Raw genomic sequence first — 25,019 nt, forward strand, 5'->3', positions numbered from 1 at the left:
CCTTCATAGGAAGGAGAACGCCATGAGCCGAGCTTTTGTAAATGAAGATAACGCGGCGGCCCAGGCTGATCAGCCGGTGGAGCGTCAGGTCAGCGCGCAACCTAACCGCCTGACCGCGCAAGGGTTGGCGCAATTGCAGGCCAGGGTGGCACAGTTGCAAGGGGAGCACAGCGACGAAACCGCCAAGGGCGAACAGGCTGATAAACAGCGTCAGGCTGACCTTGAGCGGGACCTGCGTTACTTCAACCAGCGGGTGCAGAGCGCCCAGGTAGTCGCGCCGGCCACGTCCACCGACAAGGTGCAGATCGGCAGTTGGGTCACGTTCGCCAACGAGCAGGACGAACAGCAGCGCATCCAGTTAGTCGGGGAAGACCAGGCCGATGCCAACGCAGGCTTGATCAACTGGGGCTCGCCCCTGGGCCGTGCCTTGTTGGGCGCCCAGGTGGGCGACGAGGTGCTGTGGCAGCGCCCCGTCGGCGAGCAGTTGATCGAAGTGCTGCGCATCGAACCCGAGGCCTAGACGATACCCTGGGCCAGCATCGCGTCAGCCACTTTCACGAAGCCCGCGATGTTCGCGCCCTTGACGTAGTTGATACGGCCGTTTTCTTCACCGTAATGCACGCAGGCATGGTGGATCGACTGCATGATGTTGTGCAGCTTGCTGTCCACTTCCCCGGCGGTCCACAGCAGGCGCATGGCGTTTTGCGACATTTCCAGGCCGCTCACCGCCACGCCCCCCGCGTTGGACGCCTTGCCCGGCGCAAACAGGATGCCCGCGTCGATGAAGATATCCACAGCCTCCAACGTGGTCGGCATGTTCGCGCCTTCGGCCACGCAGAGGCAGCCGTTGCGCAGCAAGGTGCGCGCAGCGTCGGCATCAAGTTCGTTCTGGGTGGCGCAGGGCAGCGCGATATCGCAGGCCAGTTCCCAAGGCGCCTGGCCTTTGCGGAACTCCAGGCCGAAACGTGTGGCCAGTTCACTGATACGCCCGCGCTGTACGTTTTTCAGCTCCAGCAGCGCCGACCATTGTTCTTCGGTCAAGCCGCTTTCGGCGTACAGGGTGCCTTCGGAGTCCGACAGGGAAATCACCTTGCCGCCCAGGTCCATGACCTTGCGCGCCGCGTATTGCGCCACGTTACCGGAGCCGGACACCGCCACACGCTTGCCTTCGACGCGCTGGCCTTGGCGCTTGAGCATTTCCTCGGCGAAATACACACAGCCGAAACCTGTGGCTTCAGGGCGGATCAGGCTACCGCCATAGGTCATGCCCTTGCCGGTCAGCACTGAGGTGAATTGATTGCTCAGGCGTTTGTACTGGCCGAACAGGAAGCCGATTTCCCGTGCGCCCACGCCGATATCACCGGCCGGTACGTCCACGTCCGCACCGATATGGCGGTACAGCTCGCTCATGAATGCCTGGCAGAAGCGCATCACTTCGGCGTCGCTCTTGCCCTTGGGGTCGAAGTCCGAGCCGCCTTTGCCGCCGCCCATGGGCAGCGAGGTCAGAGAGTTCTTGAAGGTCTGTTCGAAGGCGAGGAATTTCAGCACACCCAGGTTGACTGAGGGGTGAAAGCGCAAACCGCCTTTGTAGGGCCCAATGGCGCTGTTCATCTGGATACGGAAACCGCGATTGACCTGGACCTTGCCATGGTCATCCACCCACGACACTCGGAACGTGATCGCGCGTTCCGGCTCGCAGATGCGCTCCAGGATGCCCGAGGTCAGATAGTGCGGGTTGGCTTCAAGAAAGGGCCACAGGCTGCGCAAAACTTCTTCTACAGCCTGGTGGAATTCCGGTTGGTCCGGGTCGCGTTTCTTGAGGCGGGCAAGGAAGGAATCGACGGATTCGGTCATGAACAGTCTCGGCAAATTGATTGTTGTTAAACAGAGAATGAGCCGGACTTTATCAATTCGTTTCGCACCGCGACAGGGCAAAATGTCGCTTTTGTGAAATTAAATGGTGCAATAAGTATAAATAACCCGCGCTTTCTGCCCTTAAATGGGGATTTCACTCTGAATTTCGCACCAACAGGTAGGCCGCCATCGCAGGCAAGCCAGCTCCCACATGACCGGTGTACTCCATCCAATGTGGGAGCTGGCTTGCCTGCGATAGCGGTGGTGCAGTAACAGAGGCAGCGACTGACCCACCGCTTTCGCGAGCAAGCCCGCTCCCACAGCATTTGCCCACAGCCTGGCGCAGGGCGCTAGCGCGTGCCCGGCACCAGGTCGAGTATCTCGTCAATGCCCAGGCAACGTGGCTCCAGTTCCAGCGTCCTGCCATTGGCGAGGATTCCGACGGCGGTATCGCGCATGGCCAGGTAGGCACTGCGCAACATGTGATTGGCATAAATCACCGCGTTGAAACCTGCTCGCTCCAGCACCTCGAACTTCAGGTGAACATAGCTGGTCGGCACGCAAATCAGCGGTACCCTGGGCCGCTGCAGGCGAAACTGCCGGGCGAATTCCAGGATTTCCAGGCCATCCTGCTTGCGGCTGTGGATCATGATGCCATCCGCCCCCGCCTCGACATACGCCAGGCATCGCGCCATCGCCTCTTCCATGCCGCGATTCAGAATCAAGCTTTCACACCGGGCAATCATCATCAGCCCTGAGCCGGTGCGACTCGTGCACCCGGCCTGGAGCTTGGCGCAAAAGGCCTCGATGGACTCCTGCGCCTGGTCGACCTCGATGCCCAAGAGTGAGTTCTTCTTCAGGCCGCATTTGTCTTCGATCACCACCGCCGAGACGCCCGCACGCTCCAGCATCTTGATATGAATCGCGAAATGTTCGGCCTTGCCGCCGGTATCGGCATCGAAGATCAGCGGCAGCGAGCACACGTCGAATATTTCGCGAATCCCCGGCAATCGGTTACTGGGCGAAAGAATTTCGATGTCGGGTAACCCGCGCTGGGTCGAGTCGGTCAGCGAACTCGACCAGATGGCGTCGTACCCCACCGTATGCCCGGGGCTGATCTCCAGCCTGGCGCGTTGCGCGAGCAACGCCGATATCGGGCTATGGGCTTCGAGTACACGCAGGCAACGGTTGCTATCCAACAGCGCCGACAGAGGGCGTCGGCGCGCTTCGGTATCCATCATAGGGTTCAGGCTCCTTATCAGCGGCACAACAAGGGTTATCGGACAGCCTCAATCCCAGGCGGGCTGTTCGCACTTGAGCACCGACGCCATCTTTTGCAGATGTTCGCAGGCCCTGGCCACGTACTCCCTGGAGAGCCGTGCGATACGCGCGTAATCCACGGCCTGCCCGGTGGCGCTGGCATACAGCCGCAACGCCTCAGCGGCATGCTTGAAGTGGCGTGCTTCCACGCTGCCGCAATGCACACTGAGAAAACTCGCGACGCGGCTGGCCTCACCGGCGCTATAGCCCCGTACATCGCGCAACCACTGTTTCCATAGCGGGGTCATCAGGTTGTATTCGCCAGTATTGAACAACTCCGTCATGGCCATCATTTCCAGCGCTTCGATGAGCAGCGGCGCCAGCGGGCGCTTTTCCCCCACCCAACCGGAGAACTCCTTGGTAATCGGGTTGAGGAATTTGTCTTGCAGGCGCCATTCATCGGAGCCGCAGATGGCCGAAGCCATGCGGTAATACAGCTTGGAATGGTGCGGATGCCCATGCATTTCACCCAGCCCGATGTCCTCGACAATGATCTCCCCACAATGGGCCGCCGCCTCGAGCATTTTCAACCGGGCGTCATCCGTCAACGATGCCGACTCCTGGAGGATGCGCACGATGATGCTCGATACGGCATGGGCGGCGCCGTCCGGGCTACGCCAGCCACAGAAGAACGTACACAGTGACGACTCGCTCCAATTACTGGAGGTCATGTCGACATAGGTCTCGCAGTACGTGTCCAGCGCGTCGGTTTGACTGTTGAAACCGCTGAGCAGGGCCTGGGCCAGATGTCCGTCCTCGACATCCACCAGCGCCTGGTTCACGTACCCGATAAATTGGCGGCTCAGATTTTCCACGGCTCATATCCTTTTAAGGTGGGGTTAATGCGCAACGATTTCTGACATGAAACAAGCGAAGCGTGTGAGGCCCTCAATCAGCGCTTCACGCTCAACGGCGTAGGAGATACGGATGCTGTTGCCGTCACCACAGCCAGAGCCTGGCACTACCGCAATATGGGCCTCGGTCAATAACAGATCGGCCAAGTGGTCGACGTCACGAATAACGGTGCCCAGGTAGCGCCCCCCCAACTTGCGGGACACATCGATAAACAGATAGAACGCCCCTTCCGGCGGGGCGCACCGAATGCCGTCGACATGCCCCAGGCAAGTGCAGGCCGCGAGCAATTGCTGGTCGAGGAAGGCATTGACCTGGCGGGTAAAGTGCGGCACGTCCGCCATCAGGCTGCCGAGCGCGGCATATTGGGACAGGCTGCTGGGGTTGGACGTCGTATGCCCTTGCAGGTTGTGCATGGCGGCGATGACTGGGGCGGGCGCACACGCATACCCTACCCGCCAGCCGGTGACCGCGTGGCTCTTGGAAAACGAATCGACCAGTACCGTCTGATGTTTGAGCGGCGCAAACAGCGACACGATGTTGTGATGTTCATGGGGCGCGCGCACCAGTTTGCGGTAACACTCGTCGAACACTACCCAAAGCCTGTGTGCGAAGGCGAGCCGGGCAATACCCAGCAGTTCTTCGCGCTGATAAACCGTGCCCGTCGGATTGTTCGGGGTGTTGATCACAATCATCCGGGTACGCGGGGTCAGGGCCTTCTGGACCGCTGCGCAGGTGAGGCGATAGTCATCCGCAGCCGTGTCGACATAGACGGGAACGCCACCGGCCAGTTGGATCTGGGTGGGGAAGGTTTCCCAGTACGGCACCGCGACGATGACTTCATCCCCCGGATTGAGCAGCACCATTGCAGCGTTATACAGCGCCTGCTTGGCACCCGCGGTCACCGCTATTTCATCGGCGGCGTAATTCACCCCGCAGCGCTGAGTGACCTGCTGCGCCAGCGCGTGGCGTAACTGGGGCAGGCCGATGGGCGGCGTATAGCGGTTGCGGGCAGTGGCGAGCGCATCGGCCGCGGCGGCTTTCATGACCGGGCAGGCATCGAAGGACAATTCGCCCGCGGCAAAGTTGACCACGTTGACGCCGGCTTCTTTCAAGGCATTGGCTTTACTGCGCATGTTGGACGTGCCGGGTGCGCTGAGACGTTGCGCACGCTGGGACAACGGCAATGACACGGCAGAGGGTTCACTATTATTCATTGTTATACCTGCCAGAACACGCTGAAAAATTCGTTCGCCCTACCGGGCTTGGGCCTCCAACCCTTGCTGAACCCGCCAGGACAGCGGCAAGGTCAGCAACAGGGTGGCGGCCAGCAACAGGACGGCCATGGGCACACCGGTGGCATCCCCAAGGCTGCCGAACAGCACCGGCGCCAAGGCGCCGCCACCGATGGTGCCGGTGTAGAACACGGCGAACGCCTGATCGCGCCTGCCCGGCCCTGCCAGGTCCGGGACTGCGCCGTACAGCACCGACGACGTGCCGTTCAGCGCCAGCCCCAGCAGCGGCAACATCACCATCAAGCCGGCGTAGGGCAAGTACACCGCCATGACGATCAACACGGCCGTGGTGAACTCCGTGGCCCATACCGTTTTCATCATGCCGATGCGCGCACCGAGGTAACCGCACAGCAATTTGCCGAAGGCGCCCCCCACGAACAGCATGGTCAGCGCCAGGCCGATGCCCGCAGGCCCGGCGCCCTTGGCCTTGAGCAAGAACGGCAGGAACGTGAGGAAACCCATGCGCACGGCGCTGTCCAGCGTGCCGGTCACGATCAGCGCACGCAGGCCGCTCGCGGAGCCGGCGCCGCCGCCCGTACGGGTGGCTTTCACCGGCGCCGCCGAAGCCTCGGCGCGTGCCGGGATCAGCCACCACAACAGGCCTGCCGCCAGCAGCCCGAGTACACCCAGCAGGGTGACACTGGCGCGCCAACTGATGACCGCCAGCAACAGGCCGATCAGCCCCGGGATCAGGGTCTTGCCGATATCGCCGCTGAAGTTGTACTGCGACAGCGCTTGTTTGACGCCCCCGCCGGCCTCGTGCGTATCGGTGATCAACGACGAGGCCAGCGGGTGCTGCGTACTCGCGCCGAGCCCGCCCAGCAGCAGCGCCAACAGCAACACGCCCAGCCCACCGGCCTGGCCGGCCAGCAGGTAGGCCAGGCCCGCCAACGCCGTGCCACCTACCAGCAAGCGTTCACGCCCCCAGCGCGCGGCAGCCCGGCTGGCCAGTAACTGAAAACCGGCCATCATGCCCGCGTAAGCACCACGCAACAGGCCGATCTGGGCGTAGCTGAGGCCGAACTGCGCTTGCCAGATCGGCAACAGCACATAAATCACATCGGTCAGCCCATCATGCACGGCATGCGCGCCGCAGCCTGCCACCAGAGCGCGGCGACGCACGCTGACCGGGTCCGGCGGCGACAACGATGGCGCTGCGGTCTGCTTCAGGGTGTTCATCTGGGTCAGAGGCTCTCAGGCAAAAAGGCCGGGTTAACCCAGCAACTGCGCACAGTCGCTCATCACACTGGCTTTACGCTGCAGGTATTGAGCAAAAATGTCGCGCGCCGTGGCGGGGTCCACTTCAATCTGCATGGCAGTGGTGAACTCATTCACCGCCGCCACCGCATGGGCGAAATGGTTGCTCTCGGTACCGCCGGTGTGCACCGTGACCCAGGCCACCGTCGCCCGGGATTTCTCCGGCGGCACGCCCATGTCCCGCACGAACCACTGCGAGTACAGCGGGTGGATGAATTCCACTTCGCCGTGGGTGTACACCTCGTGGATCAACGTGGTCAGTAACCCCTGCAACAGGTCGCGATCACGCAGGCGGCGGGTGTCGGTCCAGTCTTTGAACGCCTGTGCCGAGGGCAGGCAATTGTCCTTCAATATCCACTGGTCATCACCGCACAGCGCGGTGGCCATGGTGTAGAACAGGTCCGCGTGCAAGGTATTACCCAACGCGCCCAGATCTTCATCGGTGATGCGTTGCAGGCTGCCGCAGGCGCGGTACAACTGCGCGGCGGCGGCGGAGCCTTCATCGGAGCGCGCCAGCAATGTAATGCGGTTGGCCAGGCCGGACACACTGGCCGCCGAATTATTGGTCTTGGACCAACTGGCGAAGAACTTGCGCAGTACCGCCGGCGAATGCCGACGCGAGGTGAGTCGCGCAAAAGCGTCTTCGATATCCACCAGCGCGTCTTCCTGAGCCCAGAAGGCTTCGAATAGCGCGTGGCGCAAGGCACCGGCCGGCATGTCGTTCAATACCGGTTCGATGAGCTTCAACAACTGGCTGCGCTTGATCACGGTGTTAGTCATGTTCACCTCTCATAGTCCTTTATTGGATGAAAAATCAGGCTGGTTTGCCGCGCTGTCCGGCGATCAGGGCCTGGGGCTTTACCGGTTTCCAGCCCAGCAGGGCAATCGCCAGCGACAACAGCTGAAAACCTGCGACCAACGCGACGCAGCCCGGCCAGCCCCATTGATTCCAAAGCATGGCCGGGACCACGGCGCCGGCGCTGCCGCCCAGGTAATAGCCGGTCAGGTACAGCCCCACGGCGCCGGACTTGTCCGGGCCTGCCGTGGTGGCGATATACGCATTGGCGGATGCCTGTGCCAGGAATACGCCGGTCGAACTCAGGGCCAGCCCCAACACGATCAGCCACAGGGACGGCAACAATGTCAGCGCCGAGCCACAGATGCCGAGCGCAACAGCGCCGGTCAGTAACTGCGATTGTGGTCGCGATTTGCTCAAGCGCCCCGCAACAGGAATGACCACCAGCGCCAGCAGGAACACCGCATACAAAGTGCCCAAGGCGGCGGCGCCCAGGTTGAACGGGGCCTGGCTGAGATACAGCCCGGCATAGGTAAAGGTTGCGACTTGGGAGAACAGCACGCAGAAACCGACGCCATAGGCCGCCAGCAAGGGTTTGCGCAGAAGCCGGCGCACCCCGTGCATGCCCACGGCCGCAACGCCGGGCCGCGCCACCGAATTGGCCGGCAACAGCCACACAATCAGCAGGCCGACCAGCAGGCTGATCACCGCCAACAGTTCGAAGGCTTCGCGCCAGCCCACATATTGGGTCATGACACCCGAGACAAAGCGCCCGGCAAACCCACCGAGCACCGTCCCCGCGACGTACAAACTGGTGATCTCGGTGACCGTGGCCGCACGCCAGCGATCACCGATATAAGCCACGCTGGTGGCGAACACCACTGGGATCAACATCCCTTCGACAAAACGCCACACCAGCAGCTCGGCAAAACTGTCCACATAGGCCGTCAGCAGCGTCGGCAGCGCCAGCAGCAACGCGGCCACGGCAATCACCGTGCGCTGCTCGAAACGGCCGGTCAGGCGCCCGACAAACGGCGCGGTCACCGCCACCGCCAGCGTGGTCACCGTAATGCTCCACCCTGCCTGCCGGGCACTCACCTGGAAGCTTTCGGCAAACGCAGGCAGGATGCTCTGTGTCGCATAGAGATTCAGAAACGCCGCACAGCCACACAGGAACACGGCGAAGCGGGCGTGATGCATGCGCGGGTTCATGTGGCCTCTCGTCTTATAGTCGAGGATGTTTATAGAATACCCAGCGCAGCGAACACCAATACCGAATTCGGACCGATCAATACCCAGGAAACAGAATGCTTGATCTACGCAAGTTACGGTACTTCCTGACGGTCGCCGAAGAGCTGCACTTCGGCCGCGCAGCCCAGCGTCTGCACCTTGCCCAGCCGCCCCTGACGCGGCAGATTTCGGCCCTGGAAACCGAGCTTGGCTTTCGCCTGTTCGACCGCACCAGTCGTACGGTCACACTGACCGCCCAAGGCCAGCACTTTTTGCCGTATGCCCGCGCAGCGCTGGAACACGCCAGGCTTGCACAAGACATCGCCGCCAAACTGGCTGCCGGCTCGACCGGCCAACTGGTCGTAGGCTATGCCAGCTCGATCGCGTTGTCGGAACTCTTCAGCCAAACCCTGCAAGCCTTCGCCCAGCGTTTTCCCGATGTGCAACTGACCCTGGTGGAGAGCGCTTCCGGCAGCCTGCACACGCACGTGCTGGACGGGCGCATCGACGTCGGCATGAGCCGCCTGCTGCCTGAGGCCGGGCAAACCGGCGTCGAGGCTTTGTCGTTGGGGCAAGAACCGCTGGTGGCGGCTCTTTGCAGCGACAACGCGCTGGCGGAGCAGAGCGAAGTCACCCTCGCCCAGCTCAGTGAGTACCCGTTGATTCTGTTCCCCAGCGATTACGGTTCGGGCCTCAACGGCTCCATCGAGCACCTGTATCAACGCCGTGGCCTGGCGCTGCGCCCGGGCCCTGCGGGGCGCCAGATCACCTCGATCATCGCCCTGGTGGCGGCAGGCCAAGGTGTCTCGCTCGTGCCCCAGTGCACCCGAACCCTGGCCAGGAAAGGCGTGGTCTACCGCCCCTTGGCAGACCCCGAAGCCTGGGTACACCTGCTGATACTCACGCGCTCACCGTCACGCTCATTGTTGGTCGAGGCGTTCATGGGGGTGGTCGAAGAATTGCTGCGCAGCCGCCCAGCGCTGGCGCCCACGACGCTCCCGGCATAACGCGGGCAAAAAAATACCCCTGCGTGAGGGGTATTTTTTCAACAGGCTGTTGCGGCTATTGCAGCATCAGGCCAGTTTTTTGTGGCGTACGCGGTGCGGCTGGGCAGCGGCCTCACCCAAGCGCTTTTTACGGTCGGCTTCGTACTCGGTGTAGTTACCTTCGAAGAACACCGCTTGGGAGTCATCTTCGTACGCCAGGATGTGGGTCGCGACGCGGTCAAGGAACCACCGATCGTGAGAGATCACAATGGCGGCGCCCGGGAAGTCCAGCAGGGCTTCTTCCAGGGAACGCAGGGTTTCAACGTCGAGGTCGTTGGACGGTTCGTCGAGCAGCAGGACGTTGCCGCCCTCTTTCAGGGTCAGGGCCAGGTGCAAGCGACCGCGCTCACCACCGGACAGGTCCTTGACGAACTTCTGCTGGTCGCCGCCCTTGAAGTTGAAACGGCCGACGTAGGTGCGCGACGGGATTTCATAGTTGCCGATGCGGATCTGGTCGGAACCGTCGGAGATCTGCTGGAACACAGTCTTGCTGCCGTCGAGGTCGTCGCGGCTCTGGTCCACACAGGCCAACTGCACGGTGTCACCGATCTCGATGCTGCCGGAGTCCGGGGTTTCCTTGCCCATCAGCATGCGGAACAGTGTGGATTTACCCGCACCGTTACCGCCGATAACGCCGACGATCGCGCCTTTTGGCATGGCGAACGACAGGTTGTCGATCAGCACGCGGTCGCCATAGCCTTTGGTCACGTTCTTGAACTCAATGACCTTGTCACCCAGGCGCGGACCAGCCGGGATGTAGATCTCGTTGGTTTCGCTGCGCTTCTGGAATTCCTGCGACTGCATTTCTTCAAAGCGTTGCAGACGCGCCTTGGATTTGGACTGGCGGGCCTTGGCGCCTTTGCGCACCCACTCCAGTTCTTCCTTCATGGCTTTTTCGTGGGCCGATTGCTGCTTGGATTCGGCGGCCAGACGGTCGGACTTGGCTTCCAGCCAACCGGAGTAGTTGCCCTCGTAAGGGATACCGGCGCCGCGGTCGAGCTCCAGGATCCAGCCGGCGACGTTGTCCAGGAAGTAACGGTCGTGCGTGATCGCAACCACGGTGCCCGGGAAATCGTGGAGGAAATGCTCCAGCCAGGCGACAGAATCGGCGTCCAGGTGGTTGGTCGGTTCGTCGAGCAGCAGCATGTCAGGGGCCGACAGCAGCAGGCGGCACAGGGCCACACGACGCTTCTCACCACCGGACAGGTGTTCAACCTTGGCGTCCCAGGCTGGCAGGCGCAGCGCATCGGCGGCGACTTCCAGTTGGCGCTCCAGGTTGTGGCCATCGCCCGCCTGCAGGATCGCTTCGAGCTTGGCCTGTTCGGCGGCCAGCTTGTCGAAGTCGGCATCCGGTTCGGCGTAGGCGGCGTACACCTCATCGAGGCGGGCCTGGGCGTCCTTGATCACGCTGACGGCTTCTTCGACCACTTCGCGCACGGTCTTGGTCGGGTCCAGGATCGGCTCTTGAGGCAGGTAACCGATGTTCAGGTCCGGCATCGGGCGGGCTTCGCCTTCGAACTCGGTGTCGACGCCCGCCATGATTTTCAGCAGGGTGGACTTACCCGAACCGTTGAGGCCGAGCACGCCGATCTTGGCGCCTGGAAAGAAGGACAGCGAAATGTTTTTCAGGATTTCCCGCTTCGGCGGAACAACTTTTCCCAGCCGATGCATGGTGAAGACGTATTGAGCCATGGTGAACCTAGCGTCAGTGACTGATGAATTAAGCGGACGAAGCCCGTGCCAGGCCATGCGCCGCGCGGGCCTTTGACTATCATCAATGCCAGCGAGCAAAAAAAGCCTGAATGTCTGGGGCTGGAACGCCCCCGCGTAACCGGCAAAGCTACCTGAATGCGCTGGGGCAGTCCAGCCAGGCAGGACTGGCACTTTGCCACAACTCAAGGCATGCTAGCCGCCCTTCGGGCGTCCGGCTTATAGTGCACGTCGCGCGCCAGTCCAGCCAAACCGCAGGATCACAGTTTGTCCAACGTCACGCCGCCCACGCCCTTGCGCGCCGCTCATATTGCGCCGGGAGCGCCCCTGCACGGCACCTTGAAAGGCGCGTTGGCGACGCTTGTCCTGCTGTTGCTCGCCTTGTTGTTCTGGCAACTGCTGGACCAATTGCAGCAAAACCAGAAAAACCAACAGCAATACACCATCGACTACAGTGCCGACCTGGCCGAGCAGATCAGCCAGAGCATGGCCCTGAGCGCGCAGATCGCCCTGAACCTGTTGCCGATTGTCGAGCCGCCGCGCAACCCCGAACAGCAGCAGGCCCTGATGCGCACGTTGCAGCGCTCACTGCCGGACCTGCGCAGCTTCGCCCTGCTCGCCCCCAGCGGCGCACTGATCAGCGATACTGCCGAAGGCAGCCAAGACAGTGCCCTGCTCGAAGACCTGGTCAAGCGCAGTCACGCCCAGTCCTACTACCTGAGCAACGACAATGACGGCACGGTCATCTATCTGTTGCTGCACCAACCCAGCGGTGGCTCCAAAGTGTACTGGGCCTTGCGCCTGGCGCCCAATTATCTGGCCAACCTCACGCGCCAGGATGTCCAGGGCCAGCGCCCGATGTGGGCGATCGAGAACAGCCTGAACCATCGTGTGGTCAGCCGTGACAGCGGCATGCCGGCGCAGTGGTCCGGCGCCCTCACGCCGGAAGAATTGAACCGCAGCGTGCTGGTCACGCCGTTGAGCAAAAGCGATTGGCAACTGCGCGGCATGTTTGACCGCAGTGCGGTGCTGGAACAACTGCTGCCGGCCTTTATCGGCAAGTGCCTGCTCGGCCTGGCGTTTTCGCTGATCCCGGTGATCGTGCTGCTCAACATGCGCCGTCGCCAACGCCAGGTGAACGAAGGCCGGCGACGCTACCAGGACATCTTCGAAGGCACCGGCGTCGCGTTGTGCGTGCTGGACCTGTCGGGGCTCAAGGCGTTTTGCAACAAGACCCAGGTGCAAAGCCGTGAGCAGTTGCACGCCTGGTTGCAGGCCAACCCCGCCGAGCGCAAGCAACTGCTCAAGGAGTTGCGCGTCACCGAGGTCAACCAGATGGCCGTGCGCCTGCTCAACGTCGCGTCTTGCGAGGAGGCGTGGGAGCGCCTGATCGATGATTGCCCGAGCAATGCCACGTCCATCGGCTATCAAGTGCTGGAAGCGGTACTGACCCGGCAAAAACAGCTGGAGCTGGAAATCCAGCTCAACGACGTAGCCGGCAACGAACAGTACCTGTGGCTGGTGATGCGTTTGCCGGAGCAGCAGGATGACGTCAAGGCCGTGATTCTCAGCATCAGCGACATCACCAGCCGCAAGCTGATCGAGTTGTCGCTGGTGGAGCGCGAGAGCTTCTGGTCGGATGTGGTGCGCACCGTGCCCGATCACCTGTATGTGCAGGACGTGATCAGCCAGCGCATGATTTTCAGCAACCATCACCTGGGTCACACCCTGGGCTACAACAAAGCCGAACTGCAGCAAATGGGTGAGTACTTCTGGGAAATCCTGCTACACCCCGAAGACGCCGAGCACTACCATGACGCGCGCGAACAGCAACGCCAGGTCGGCTATACGACCCAACTGCACTGCCAACTGCGCTTTCGCCACCGCAATAACCAGTGGCGCCGCTTCGATATCCGCGAACAGGCGCTGGCCCGCGATACCTCTACGGTGGTCACCCGGATCATCGGCGTGGCCAAGGACATTACCGACCAGATCGAGGCCAGTGAATCACTACGCGACAGTGAACAGCGCTACCGGATGCTGGCCGAAAGCATCAGCGACGTGATCTGCTCCACCGACAGCCAACTGGCCCTCAACTACATCAGCCCCTCGGTCAACACCGTCCTGGGCTATGACGTGGACTGGGTGTTCAAGAACGGCTGGCAGTCGATCGTTGCCAACCCTCAGCAGTTGACCGGCATTTACAGCCTGATGGAACAGGTCAGCCGCGCCCTCGGCAACCCCGACGCCTTGAACACCTTGCGCGATGAAGTCCAGACCCAACTGTTTCTGTTCGACTGCCTGCGCGCCGACGGGCGCAAAGTGCCGATCGAACTGCGCCTGGTGCTGGTGTGGGATGAACATGGCGCGTTTGAAGGCATCCTCGGCGTGGGCCGCGATATCAGCCAGCAACGACGCGCCGAAAAAGATCTGCGCATGGCAGCCACGGTGTTCGAACATTCCACTTCGGCGATCCTGATCACCGACCCAGCCGGTTATATCGTGCAGGCCAACGAGGCGTTCAGCCGGGTCAGCGGCTATGCGGTGAGCGATGTGCTCGACCAGTTGCCCAATATGCTCACCGTCGATGAGCAGCAGGAAGCCCATCTGCGTTATGTGCTCAAGCAATTGCACCAGCACAGCACCTGGGAAGGCGAGGTGTGGCTCAAGCGTCTCAATGGCGAGCATTACCCGGCCTGGGTCGGCATTACCGCGGTGTTCGACGACGAAGGCGACCTGGCCAGCTACGTGTGTTTCTTCAGCGATATCAGCGAGCGCAAGGCCAGTGAGCAGCGCATCCACCGCCTGGCCTACTACGACGCCCTGACCCACCTGCCCAACCGCACCCTGTTCCAGGACCGCCTGCACACCGCGTTGCAGTCCGCCGAACGGCAGAAGTCGTGGGTGGTGCTGATGTTCCTCGACCTGGACCGCTTCAAGCCGATCAACGACTCCCTCGGCCACGCGGCCGGCGACCGGATGCTCAAGGAAATGGCCACGCGCCTGCTCGGTTGTGTGGCCGAGGACGACACCGTGGCGCGCATGGGCGGCGACGAATTCACCTTGCTCCTGCAACCACGGGTCAGCCGCGATATGGCGCTGAACCGTGCGATCCATGTGGCCGAGCAGATCCTCGCCAGCCTGGTCAAACCTTTTGTGCTGGAGGGCCGCGAATTCTTCGTGACCGCCAGTATCGGCATCGCCCTCAGCCCGCAAGACGGCAACGAGCTGAGCCAATTGATGAAAAACGCCGACACGGCGATGTATCACGCTAAAGAGCGCGGCAAGAACAACTTCCAGTTCTACCAGGCCGACATGAACGCCAGCGCCCTGGAGCGCCTGGAACTGGAAAGCGACCTGCGCCACGCCTTGGACCAGAACGAATTCGTGCTCTATTACCAGCCGCAATTCAGCGGAGACGGCAAACGCCTGACCGGCGCCGAAGCCCTGCTGCGCTGGCGCCACCCGCGCCGTGGACTGGTACCGCCCGGGGACTTTATCCCGGTACTGGAAGAGCTCGGGCTGGTGGTGGATGTGGGCGACTGGGTGATCGGCGAAGCCTGCCGCCAGCTCAAGACCTGGCACCAGAACAAAGTGCGCGTGCCGAAAGTATCAGTGAACATCTCGGCGCGGCAGTTCTCCGACGGCCAGTTGGGCACGCGCATCGCCACCATCCTCAAGGACACCGGCCTGCCGCCGGCGTGCCTGGAGCTGGAACTGACCGAAAGTATCCTGATGCGTGAAGTCAACGAAGCCCTGCAGATCCTCGCCAGCCTGAAAAACCTGGGCCTGAGCATCGCGGTGGATGACTTTGGCACCGGCTATTCGTCGCTCAACTACCTCAAGCAATTCCCCATCGACGTGCTGAAGATCGACCGCACCTTCGTTGACGGCCTGCCCTCGGGTGAGCAGGACGCACAGATTGCCCGGGCTATCATTGCCATGGCCCACAGCCTGAACCTGGCGGTGATTGCCGAAGGCGTGGAAACCCATGAGCAGTTGGACTTCCTGCGTGAGCATGGCTGTGATGAGGTGCAGGGTTACCTGTTCGGGCGGCCAATGCCGGCGAATCGGTTTGAAGTGCAGTTCAGTAATGATGCGCTGTTCATGTTTGACTAAAAGCTGTGCCGGGGCTTCCCTGATCGTTCCCACGCTCCGCGTGGGAACGCAATTCTGGACGCTCTGCGTCCGCTTTTAAATGTGACGCAGAGCGTCACGGGATGCATTCCCACGCAGAGCGTGGGAACGATCATCCCCAGATGAACCCCACTTGTCCGCGACATGATGTCCTTTCATATGCCATCTAAAACCCATTGAGTTAGAATGCCCTCCTTTTCTGCCCCCGATCCTTGAGGACCGCCATGTTCAGCCGTGATTTGACTATTGCCAAGTACGACGCCGATCTCTTCGCCGCCATGGAGCAAGAAGCCGTGCGCCAGGAAGAGCACATTGAGCTGATCGCTTCGGAAAACTACACCAGCCCTGCGGTGATGGAGGCTCAAGGTTCGGTTCTGACCAACAAGTACGCCGAAGGCTACCCAGGCAAGCGCTACTACGGTGGTTGCGAGTACGTCGACGTGGTTGAGCAGTTGGCCATCGATCGTGCAAAAGAGCTGTTCGGCGCCGATTACGCCAACGTCCAGCCACACGCCGGCTCCCAAGCCAACAGCGCCGTGTACCTGGCCCTGCTGCAAGGCGGCGACACCATCCTGGGCATGAGCCTGGCCCATGGCGGTCACCTGACCCACGGTGCCACGGTTTCGTCCTCCGGCAAGCTGTACAACGCCGTTCAGTACGGTATCGATGCCAACGGCCTGATCGACTACGATGAAGTCGAGCGCCTGGCCGTCGAGCACAAGCCAAAAATGATCGTGGCCGGTTTCTCTGCCTACTCGCAGATCCTGGACTTCCCACGTTTCCGTGAAATCGCCGACAAGGTCGGTGCCTACCTGTTCGTCGACATGGCCCACGTGGCCGGTCTGGTAGCTGCGGGCGTTTACCCCAACCCAGTGCCTTACGCTGACGTGGTCACCACCACTACCCACAAGACCCTGCGCGGTCCACGTGGCGGCCTGATCCTGGCACGCGCCAACGCCGAGATCGAGAAGAAGCTCAACTCCGCCGTTTTCCCGGGCGCCCAAGGCGGCCCGCTGGAGCACGTGATCGCGGCCAAGGCGATCTGCTTCAAGGAAGCACTGCAGCCTGAGTTCAAGACCTACCAGCAACAAGTGGTCAAGAACGCCAAGACCATGGCCAGCGTGTTCATCGAGCGCGGCTTTGACGTGGTGTCCGGCGGTACTGAAAACCATCTGTTCCTGCTGTCGCTGATCAAGCAGGACATTTCCGGTAAAGATGCTGACGCTGCCCTGGGCAAAGCCTTCATCACCGTGAACAAGAACTCCGTGCCGAACGACCCACGTTCGCCGTTCGTCACCTCCGGCCTGCGCTTCGGCACCCCGGCAGTGACCACCCGTGGCTTCAAGGAAGCCGAGTGCAAGGAACTGGCGGGCTGGATCTGCGACATCCTGGCCGACCTGAACAACGAAGCCGTGATCGACGCGGTACGTGAGAAGGTCAAGGCCATCTGCAAGAAGCTGCCGGTATACGGCGCGTAATACCAAGAAGCCCACTGTAGGAGCGAGCTTGCTCGCGAAAAACGTCAACGATAACGCGTGCATCTTGGGTGCACGCGTTGCCTGTGAGTTCTTCGCGAGCAAGCTCGCTCCTACAAGTGGGCTTTTTTATGCCGATTTCAATTTGAAACAGGGTCAAGTGTGGGAGCTGGCTTGCCTGCGATGGCGGTTTTGCAGTCAGCCCATCAGTGATTGACCCGCCGCTATCGCAGGCAAGCCAGCTCCCACATTGGAGTGCATTTCAAGTCGGGTTTATTGGTAGACCCGCTCAAAGCCTTGGCGGATCTTGTCTTCGGGCAGCTCATCGGCAATAAACACGATCACACTCTCCCGCGCCTCGCCCTCGGCCCATTCGGTATCCCAGTCGAAGCCATACAGCTTCAGCACGCCCTGGAACACCATGCGTCGGTCTTCTCCGGCAATGTTCAATACGCCCTTGTAACGCAGCAGTTGCTTGCCATGGTCTTCCAGCAGTTCGTTCATAAACTCGCTGAGACGGTCGATATCCAGCGGCTGGTCGGTGCGCAGCACCAGGCTGGAAATACGGTCGACCGAAGGCGCTGCACTGACCGGGCGCAGGCTCATGCCGGCATTGAGGTTGAAGCCGCGCACATCCAGCAATTCGGCCAGGTCAATCTTGCCGTGATCCACCACACGAATTGGCGCACGACGGTTGATGCGGGTGAGGCGCTGGCTGAGGGCGTCGAAGCTGGCGTCGTCTACCAGGTCGCGCTTGCTCACCAGCAGGCGGTCGGCAAAGCCGATCTGGGCCTGGGCAATAGTCTGGGTCAGATGATGCTCGGCGTGGGCCGCATCCACCAGGGTGATGATGCCGTCGAGGATATAGCGTTCGCGCAGCTCTTCGTCGATGAAGAAGGTCTGGGCCACCGGCGCAGGGTCGGCCAGGCCGGTGCATTCGATCACCAGCCGGTCGAAGGCGATCTCGCCGCTGTCCAGGCGTTCCAGCAACAGGTACAGGGCTTTGGTCAGGTCGGTGTGGATGGTGCAGCACACGCAGCCGTTGGACAGGGTCATCACTTGCACTGGCTCGTCGCCCAGCAATTGGGTGTCGATACCGGCGTCACTGAATTCGTTTTCGATCACAGCGATTTTCAAGCCGTGCTCGGCTTTGAGCAGGTGGCGCAGCAAGGTGGTCTTGCCGGCACCGAGGAAGCCGCTGAGGATGGTGACGGGGATGGGAGAGGACAAAGAGATTCTCCTTGAAGAAACACAGAAACAAATGTGGGAGCAAAGGCCTCTGTGGGAGCTGGCTTGCCTGCGATGCAGACAACTCGGTGCTTGCGTCAGACCGAGGTGATGCTATCGCAGGCAAGCCAGCTCCCACAGAAAACCCTGCTCCCACAGGGGTATCGCATTGGCCCGCGTTACCGGGTTAGCAGCATTTGGGCCCACCCTTGCCGCCGTAACGGGCTTCCTGGCGTTCCCGGAAGAACGCCTTGTAGTCCATCACCGGCTTGTCCGGGTGTTTGGTTTGCATATGCTCGACGTAGGTGTCGTAGTCGGGCATGCCGACCATCAGGCGGGCGGCCTGACCGAGGTATTTACCGAGGCGACTGATGTCATTGAACATGTCTGCAATCCTCGTTATGCGTCCGGTACAGCCTGGAACGGGGCTTCTTTATCCGTACGCTCTTTGTTGCCCCAGGCGGCGACGCCGACTTTGAGCGCATAGAACAGGATGCTGAACACCACGAACAGGAACAGCGCCGTCAGCGTTGCGTTGGTGTAGGCGTTCCAGATCACGTGTTGCATCTGGTCGATGCTCTTGGCCGGGGCGAGGATCTGGCCGTTAGCCAGGGCATCGCTGTATTTCTTGGCCAGCGACAGGAAGCCGATCGCCGGGTTGGCGTCGAACAGCTTGATGAAGCCTGCGGTGGTGGTGCAGATCAGCAGCCAGACAGCCGGCAACATGGTCACCCAAATGTAGCGCTGACGCTTCATTTTGATCAGCACAACGGTCGCCAGCATCAGCGCGATACCGGCCAGCATCTGGTTGGAGATACCGAACAGCGGCCACAAGGTATTGATGCCACCCAGCGGGTCGATCACGCCTTGGTACAGCAAGTAGCCCCACATGGCCACGCAACCGGCCGTGGCGATCAGGTTGGCGGTCCAGGATTCGGTGCGTTTGAGCGCAGGCACGAACGACCCCAGCAGGTCTTGCAGCATGAAACGACCGGCGCGGGTACCGGCATCCACTGCCGTAAGGATGAACAGCGCTTCGAACAGGATCGCAAAGTGGTACCAGAACGCCATGGTGTTTTCACCCGGCAGCACGCTGTGCAGGATCTGCGCGATACCTACCGCCAAAGTCGGTGCACCGCCGGCACGTGCCAGGATGGTGGTTTCACCGATATCGTGGGCAACGGCCGACAGCGCCTCAGGCGTAATGGCAAAGCCCCAGCTGCTGACGGTTTGCGCCACGGTGACCACGTCGGTGCCGACAATGGCAGCCGGGCTGTTCATGGCGAAGTACACGCCAGGCTCAATCACCGAGGCGGCAACCATCGCCATGATGGCCACGAACGACTCCATCAGCATGCCGCCGTAACCGATGTAACGGGCATGGCTCTCACTGGCGAGCAACTTGGGCGTGGTGCCCGAGGAGATCAGCGCATGGAAGCCCGAGACCGCGCCACAGGCAATGGTGATGAACAGGAACGGGAACAGGCCGCCCTTCCACACCGGGCCGGTGCCGTCGATGAACTGGGTGAGTGCCGGCATTTTCAGGTCAGGCATGGTGACCAGGATGCCAATCGCCAGGGCGATGATGGTGCCGATTTTCAGGAACGTCGACAGGTAGTCGCGGGGCGCCAGGATCAGCCACACCGGCAGCACAGCGGCCACGAAACCGTAGCCGATCAGCATCCAGGTGATCTGGATACCGGTGAAGGTGAACGCCTTGGCCCACACCGGATCAGCGGCAATCTGCCCGCCCAGCCAGATCGAACCGAGCAGCAACAGCACGCCGATGATCGAGATTTCACCGATGCGGCCCGGGCGGATGTAGCGCATGTAGATGCCCATGAACATCGCGATCGGGATGGTCGCCATCACCGTGAAGATGCCCCATGGGCTCTCGGCCAGGGCCTTGACCACGATCAGCGCCAGCACCGCGAGGATGATGATCATGATCAGGAAGCAGCCGAACAGCGCGATGGTCCCCGGAATGCGGCCCATCTCTTCGCGAACCATGTCCCCCAGGGAACGGCCGTTGCGACGAGTGGACAGGAACAGGACCATGAAGTCTTGCACCGCACCGGCCAGCACCACCCCGGCAATCAGCCAGAGGGTGCCGGGCAGATAGCCCATTTGCGCCGCCAGCACCGGGCCGACCAACGGGCCTGCACCGGCAATCGCCGCAAAGTGGTGACCGAAAAGAATGTGTTTGTTGGTTGGTACGTAGTCCAGACCATCGTTGTTGACCACCGCAGGGGTTGCCCGCCGTGGATCGAGTTGCATCACGTTGTTGGCGATGAACAGACTGTAGTAACGGTACGCAACCAGGTAGATGGCCACAGCAGCGACCACAATCCACAAGGCGTTGATCGCCTCGCCGCGGCGCAAGGCCACTACGCCCAGGGCGCACGCTCCTACAATTGCCAGCACCAGCCAGGGTAAGTGGCGTAGCAGGCTATTATTATTTTTCATTTTTATATTCCAGCCAGGGTGGACAGAAAGGACAGCCAGCCCGAGTTTAGCGCTACTGGCCTCAAAGACCAGCCCCCTACGTTGGTCTAGAGCCTTCAACCGCTAAAAAAAGCCGAAATAAACGCCCCTTGATGGCCCCGGGCTACACTCCTCCCATTCACAGAGGGCTTTACCATGACCGAGCATGCGTCCGAACGTCGCCGTTTTCGCCGGATCGCCTTTGATGCCACGGCCGAACTTCGGCAAAGCGGCAGCGAATGGCCGGTAAAACTGGTGGATTTATCACTCAAGGGATTGCTGGTGGAACGGCCTGACAACTGGAAGGGAAATAAAGCGCTGCCCTTTGACGTCGACATACGCCTGGACCAGAAGACGCATATAAAGATGCAAGCGCGGCTGACCCATGAAGAGCAGGGTCAATTGGGCTTTGTGTGCAAACACATTGATCTGGATTCGATCAGCCATTTGCGTAGGTTCGTTGAGTTGAACCTGGGTGATGAGCAAGAACTGGAGCGCGAGCTGGGCGCCCTGCTGGAGTTCTAGCCGCCAACATGAATCAAGGGTGGGAGCTGGCTTGCCTGCGATGGCGGTGTATCAGACAAGGATGGGTGAGCTGACCCGCCGCGATCGCAGGCAAGCCAGCTCCCACAGGGGTTCAGCGGTGCTGCGGATTATTCGAACAGGGCATCCAACGCCTGCTCCAGCCGCGTCACAGCAATAATCTGCAACCCCGGCGGCGCCTCCTTCGGCGCATTGCCCTTGGGCACAATCGCCCGTTTGAAGCCATGCTTGGCCGCTTCCTTCAAGCGCTCCTGCCCACTCGGCACCGGGCGCACTTCGCCCGACAGACCCACCTCGCCAAACACCAACAAGTCATGGGGCAACGGCCGATTACGCAGGCTGGACATCACCGCCGCCATCAACGCCAGGTCGGACGCAGTCTCCAGCACCTTGACCCCGCCCACCACGTTAAGGAACACATCCTGATCGTGAGTCGGAATGCCACCATGCCGGTGCAGCACCGCCAGCAACATCGCCAGGCGGTTCTGGTCCAGGCCCAGTGTGACCCGCCGTGGGTTTGCCAAATGGCTGTCATCCACCAGCGCCTGGACTTCCACCAGCATCGGCCGGGTGCCTTCCCACGTGGCCATCACCACACTGCCTGGGACTTCTTCCTGAGCGCGGGTGAGAAAAATCGCCGAGGGGTTCGAGACTTCTTTCAGCCCCCGATCGGTCATAGCGAACACACCCAGTTCGTTGACGGCGCCAAAACGGTTCTTCACCGCCCGCAGCAGGCGCAGGCGACCGTCGGATTCCCCTTCGAAATACAACACGGTGTCGACCATATGTTCCAACACCCGTGGCCCGGCCAGTGCGCCTTCTTTGGTCACGTGGCCGACCAGGAAGATCGCCGTGCCGCTCTGCTTGGCGTAACGCACCAACAGCGCCGCGCTTTCGCGCACCTGAGACACGCCGCCGGGTGCCGATTGCAGTTGTTCGGTGAAAATCGTCTGGATCGAGTCAATGACCATGACTTTGGGCTTTTCGATGCGCGCCGTGGCGATGATGCTTTCGATGCAGGTTTCGGTCATGACCCGCAGTTGGTCCTGGGGCAAGCCCAGGCGCCGGGCGCGCATGGCCACTTGCTGCTGGGACTCTTCGCCGGTGACATACAGCGCAGGCATGCGGCTGGCGATGCTGCACAGGGTTTGCAGCAGGATCGTGGACTTGCCGATGCCCGGGTCACCGCCGATCAGCACCACCGAGCCGTCCACCAGACCACCGCCCAAGACCCGGTCCAGCTCGCCGGAGGCGGTGGAAAAGCGCGGAATCTCTTCGACGCTGACTTCGGCCAGGGTCTTGATCTGCGCCTGTTGCCCGGTCCAGCCGGCACGACCAGTGGGGGCCGCGGCACCGCCGCTCTCGATCATGGTTTCAGTCAGGGTGTTCCACGCGCCGCATTCGGAGCACTGGCCCGCCCATTTGGGAAAGGTCGCGCCGCACTCTGTGCAGCCGTACATGCGCTTGGCCTTTGCCATGTGAGAACCTCCAACCGAAAAACCGCGATGATAGCTCAGCGCGACGCTGGGGTCCGGATTTCGCCCTTGGCTAAACGTGAAGCACTGTTACCCACGGGGTCCTCGGCGTTCAGGTCTGCGCCTTTGGCTTGCAGCGCCCCCAACAATTCGACGCGCTTGAACAACCCGGCGTACATGGCGGCGGTCTGCCCTGCGCCGTTGCGCTGGTCAGGGTTGCAGTCGGTGGCCAACAGGCGCTGGGCGATTTTCAGCTCGCCTTTGAAGATGGCGCCCATCAACGCCGTGTTACCGCGTTTATCCTGGACGCAGGCGTCCGCGCCGGCATCGAGCAGACGCCCCACATACGGGCCCTGGCCGTGATAAGCAGCCAGGATCAACGCGGTGTAGCCCTTGTCATCCTGGGCGTTGAGGCCGTAGCCGGACTCTATGAAGGTGTTGAGCATGTCGAGGTCGCCACGACGGGCGGCGTCGAAATAGTAGCCCTGCAACTGCGCCTTGAGCGCCACCGGGTCGGGGGACTCGGCATGAACGGTAAAGGCCAGCATGGCCATCAGTAAGCCGATAGAGATACGCATAGGGTGTTCTCCTGCCAAAGGTCGACGCCCGTGAAGGCGCCGACCGCAACCAACGAATCAGTCAGTCAGTTTTTCCGCCAGCGCCTTCACGCGAGCCAGGTCGCCCTTGGCGACCTTGGCCACGCCGGTGCCGTATTCCGGATCCGCCTTGTAGAGGAACGACAGGATGATGTGCTTGCTCTCGTCATCGGTGGTGGCCAATGAGCCGCCGAAGTTGTTGATCAAGTCTTCGCGCTCTTTCTTGGTGTAGGAGCGGTACAGGTCACCGGCCTGCTTGAAGTTCTGCTCACGTTGAATCTTGGCCTGCTGGGTGCTGCCCGACAGCGGCGACTGGCTGTAGCGTGCGGTTTGCGGCTCTTCCCGCGGCAACAGGCGACTTGGCTGGTAGTTGACGCCGGTGGTGGTCTTGCCGACGTTCATCGCGCCGTCCTGGTTGCCGTTGTTGACGGTGACCCGTGGAGCGTTGATCGGCAACTGCAGGGCGTTCGCGCCCAGGCGGTACATTTGCGTATCGGCGTAGGAGAACACGCGCCCCTGCAGCAAGCGGTCTTCCGACGGCTCGATACCCGGTACCAGGTTGGCCGGGGCCATCGCGACTTGCTCGGTTTCCTGGAACACATTGGCCGGGTTGCGGTTCAGCACCATTTGCCCGACTTTGCGCTCGGGCACATTCGGCCAGATCTTGGTGGCATCCAGTGGGTCGAAATCAAACTTGGCCAGGTCTTCAGGCTTGAGCACCTGCACATACAAGTCCCACTTAGGGAAGTCGCCTTTGTTGATGTGCGTGACCAAATCATTGGTCATATGGCTGTAGTCACGCCCCTGCACCTCGGTAACTTGCTTGGGATCAAGGTTCTTGATGCCCTGCTGGCTCTTCCAGTGGAACTTGACGTAGTGCACTTCGCCTTTGGCGTTAATCAACTTGTAGGCATGTACGCCGTTGCCGTCCATTTCGCGGTAACTGGCTGGGGTGCCGGAGTCCGAGTACAACTCGGTCAGTGTACGAGTGGACTCTGGAACATGGGAGAAGAAGTCGAAACGGCGCGAGTCATCGTCCAGGTTAGTGCGTGGGTCCGGTTTAAAGGCATGGACCATGTCCGGGAACTTGATGGCATCCCGAATAAAGAACGTGGGGAAGTTGTTACCGACCAGGTCCCAGTTACCTTCGGCGGTATAGAACTTGGTGGCGAAGCCCCGTGGGTCACGCAGGGTTTCCGGGGAGTGGTTGCCATGCACCACGGCCGAGAAGCGTACGAACACTGGTGTGGTTTCACCGGCGGCGAACACTTTGGCCTTGGTCAGGTCGCTGAGGTTGTCGGTCACGGTGAAGGTGCCATGGGCGCCCGTGCCGCGTGCGTGCACTACGCGCTCTGGGATGCGTTCGCGGTCGAAGCGTTGCAGTTTCTGGATCAGTTGCACATCTTGCAGCAGCACCGGGCCATTGGCACCGGCGGTTTGGGAGTTCTGGTTATCACCGACGTTGGCCCCGTTATCGCGGGTCAGGTTGGCGGCTTGTACGGAGAGGGAAAGCAGGCTGGCGGTCACCAGTGCCAGCGCGTGGCGCGCCGACACGGGCCTGCGGCTGATTGGAGTATTCATCGAGGTTTCCTCTGGTTTTTTTAATGCACATTCAGTTGTGCTTGCCAGAGGCTAGTGACCTGCGAGTCAGAAGATAAATAGAAAAACACCACAGGCCCGATTAAGAAAAAAATCTGGTAACCCGCTGAAATAGCGGCTAAT

19 protein-coding genes are annotated in these 25,019 nt (G+C 61.3%); 5 read left to right on the forward strand and 14 right to left on the reverse strand.

Annotated features, from left to right (window positions below; genetic code table 11):
* Positions 1 to 22 precede the first annotated feature (22 nt).
* Positions 23 to 520, forward strand: coding sequence for a GreA/GreB family elongation factor (locus GIW79_RS10720; protein WP_072448315.1), 498 nt, complete (start codon positions 23 to 25; stop codon positions 518 to 520).
* On the opposite strand, the gene gdhA is transcribed toward GIW79_RS10720, so the two are convergent.
* From gdhA to GIW79_RS10755, 7 genes are all read right to left on the reverse strand, one after another.
* On the reverse strand, positions 517 to 1,854 hold the full coding sequence (gene gdhA, locus GIW79_RS10725) for an NADP-specific glutamate dehydrogenase (protein WP_034126961.1): 1,338 nt from the start codon (positions 1,852 to 1,854) through the stop codon (positions 517 to 519). The genes GIW79_RS10720 and gdhA overlap by 4 nt on opposite strands.
* Before the next feature lie 350 nt (positions 1,855 to 2,204).
* Entirely contained in the window at positions 2,205 to 3,095 is an 891-nt protein-coding gene (gene aepX, locus GIW79_RS10730; protein WP_072448313.1) for a phosphoenolpyruvate mutase, read from the reverse strand.
* Positions 3,096 to 3,143: 48 nt separating this feature from the next.
* Positions 3,144 to 3,989 carry a hypothetical protein gene (locus GIW79_RS10735; RefSeq protein WP_072448311.1) on the reverse strand — a complete coding sequence of 282 codons (846 nt, stop codon included), beginning with the start codon at positions 3,987 to 3,989 and terminating at the stop codon, positions 3,144 to 3,146.
* Between the two features lie 24 nt (positions 3,990 to 4,013).
* Positions 4,014 to 5,243: a pyridoxal phosphate-dependent aminotransferase gene (locus GIW79_RS10740; protein WP_236453577.1), complete on the reverse strand. Its 1,230-nt coding sequence runs from the start codon at positions 5,241 to 5,243 to the stop codon at positions 4,014 to 4,016.
* A 39-nt stretch (positions 5,244 to 5,282) separates the two neighbouring features.
* Positions 5,283 to 6,500: an MFS transporter gene (locus GIW79_RS10745; RefSeq protein ID WP_236453579.1), complete on the reverse strand. Its 1,218-nt coding sequence runs from the start codon at positions 6,498 to 6,500 to the stop codon at positions 5,283 to 5,285.
* Between the two features lie 33 nt (positions 6,501 to 6,533).
* Positions 6,534 to 7,358, reverse strand: coding sequence for a hypothetical protein (locus tag GIW79_RS10750; RefSeq protein WP_019818016.1), 825 nt, complete (start codon positions 7,356 to 7,358; stop codon positions 6,534 to 6,536).
* A 34-nt stretch (positions 7,359 to 7,392) separates the two neighbouring features.
* Positions 7,393 to 8,586 (reverse strand): MFS transporter, encoded by a 1,194-nt coding sequence (locus tag GIW79_RS10755; RefSeq protein ID WP_236453581.1) that lies wholly within the window; start codon positions 8,584 to 8,586, stop codon positions 7,393 to 7,395.
* Between the two features lie 95 nt (positions 8,587 to 8,681).
* Here GIW79_RS10755 and GIW79_RS10760 point away from each other — a divergent pair, with 95 nt between their 5' ends.
* Positions 8,682 to 9,611: a LysR family transcriptional regulator gene (locus GIW79_RS10760; protein ID WP_205548070.1), complete on the forward strand. Its 930-nt coding sequence runs from the start codon at positions 8,682 to 8,684 to the stop codon at positions 9,609 to 9,611.
* 66 nt (positions 9,612 to 9,677) lie between these two features.
* Here the strand turns inward: GIW79_RS10760 and ettA are convergent, their stop codons facing one another.
* Positions 9,678 to 11,342: an energy-dependent translational throttle protein EttA gene (ettA, locus tag GIW79_RS10765; RefSeq protein WP_014720011.1), complete on the reverse strand. Its 1,665-nt coding sequence runs from the start codon at positions 11,340 to 11,342 to the stop codon at positions 9,678 to 9,680.
* 285 nt (positions 11,343 to 11,627) lie between these two features.
* On the opposite strand from ettA, the gene GIW79_RS10770 reads away from it, so the two are divergent.
* A complete protein-coding gene (locus GIW79_RS10770) occupies positions 11,628 to 15,479 on the forward strand; it encodes a sensor domain-containing protein (protein WP_220382898.1) in 3,852 nt (1,283 codons plus the stop codon).
* 242 nt (positions 15,480 to 15,721) lie between these two features.
* Complete coding sequence (gene glyA / locus GIW79_RS10775; RefSeq protein ID WP_003194304.1) at positions 15,722 to 16,975, forward strand: serine hydroxymethyltransferase; 1,254 nt, start codon at positions 15,722 to 15,724, stop codon at positions 16,973 to 16,975.
* 270 nt (positions 16,976 to 17,245) lie between these two features.
* Here glyA and yjiA read toward each other — a convergent pair whose 3' ends face one another.
* From yjiA to GIW79_RS10790, 3 genes are all read right to left on the reverse strand, one after another.
* A complete protein-coding gene (gene yjiA, locus GIW79_RS10780) occupies positions 17,246 to 18,202 on the reverse strand; it encodes a GTPase (RefSeq protein WP_014720013.1) in 957 nt (318 codons plus the stop codon).
* Positions 18,203 to 18,386: 184 nt separating this feature from the next.
* The gene (locus tag GIW79_RS10785) at positions 18,387 to 18,584 is read right to left on the reverse strand and encodes a YbdD/YjiX family protein (RefSeq protein ID WP_003194308.1); all 198 of its coding nucleotides are present in this window, start codon (positions 18,582 to 18,584) and stop codon (positions 18,387 to 18,389) included.
* Positions 18,585 to 18,598: 14 nt separating this feature from the next.
* Positions 18,599 to 20,665, reverse strand: a complete 2,067-nt coding sequence (locus GIW79_RS10790) for a carbon starvation CstA family protein (RefSeq protein WP_003194310.1) — start codon at positions 20,663 to 20,665, stop codon at positions 18,599 to 18,601.
* 174 nt (positions 20,666 to 20,839) lie between these two features.
* Here GIW79_RS10790 and GIW79_RS10795 point away from each other — a divergent pair, with 174 nt between their 5' ends.
* Entirely contained in the window at positions 20,840 to 21,208 is a 369-nt protein-coding gene (locus GIW79_RS10795; RefSeq protein WP_034126952.1) for a PilZ domain-containing protein, read from the forward strand.
* A 128-nt stretch (positions 21,209 to 21,336) separates the two neighbouring features.
* Here GIW79_RS10795 and radA read toward each other — a convergent pair whose 3' ends face one another.
* Genes radA through katB form a run of 3 tightly spaced genes read right to left on the reverse strand, consistent with a single transcriptional unit; the run spans position 21,337 to position 24,878 of the window.
* The gene (gene radA / locus GIW79_RS10800) at positions 21,337 to 22,704 is read right to left on the reverse strand and encodes a DNA repair protein RadA (protein WP_003194313.1); all 1,368 of its coding nucleotides are present in this window, start codon (positions 22,702 to 22,704) and stop codon (positions 21,337 to 21,339) included.
* Between the two features lie 35 nt (positions 22,705 to 22,739).
* Positions 22,740 to 23,279, reverse strand: coding sequence for an ankyrin repeat domain-containing protein (locus GIW79_RS10805; protein ID WP_054918034.1), 540 nt, complete (start codon positions 23,277 to 23,279; stop codon positions 22,740 to 22,742).
* 57 nt (positions 23,280 to 23,336) lie between these two features.
* Complete coding sequence (gene katB / locus GIW79_RS10810; RefSeq protein ID WP_057975521.1) at positions 23,337 to 24,878, reverse strand: catalase KatB; 1,542 nt, start codon at positions 24,876 to 24,878, stop codon at positions 23,337 to 23,339.
* Positions 24,879 to 25,019: the final 141 nt, after the last annotated feature.

This window comes from Pseudomonas sp. PA-7-1E (assembly GCF_021605325.1).
GTDB classification, from domain to species: domain Bacteria; phylum Pseudomonadota; class Gammaproteobacteria; order Pseudomonadales; family Pseudomonadaceae; genus Aquipseudomonas; species Aquipseudomonas fluorescens_BV.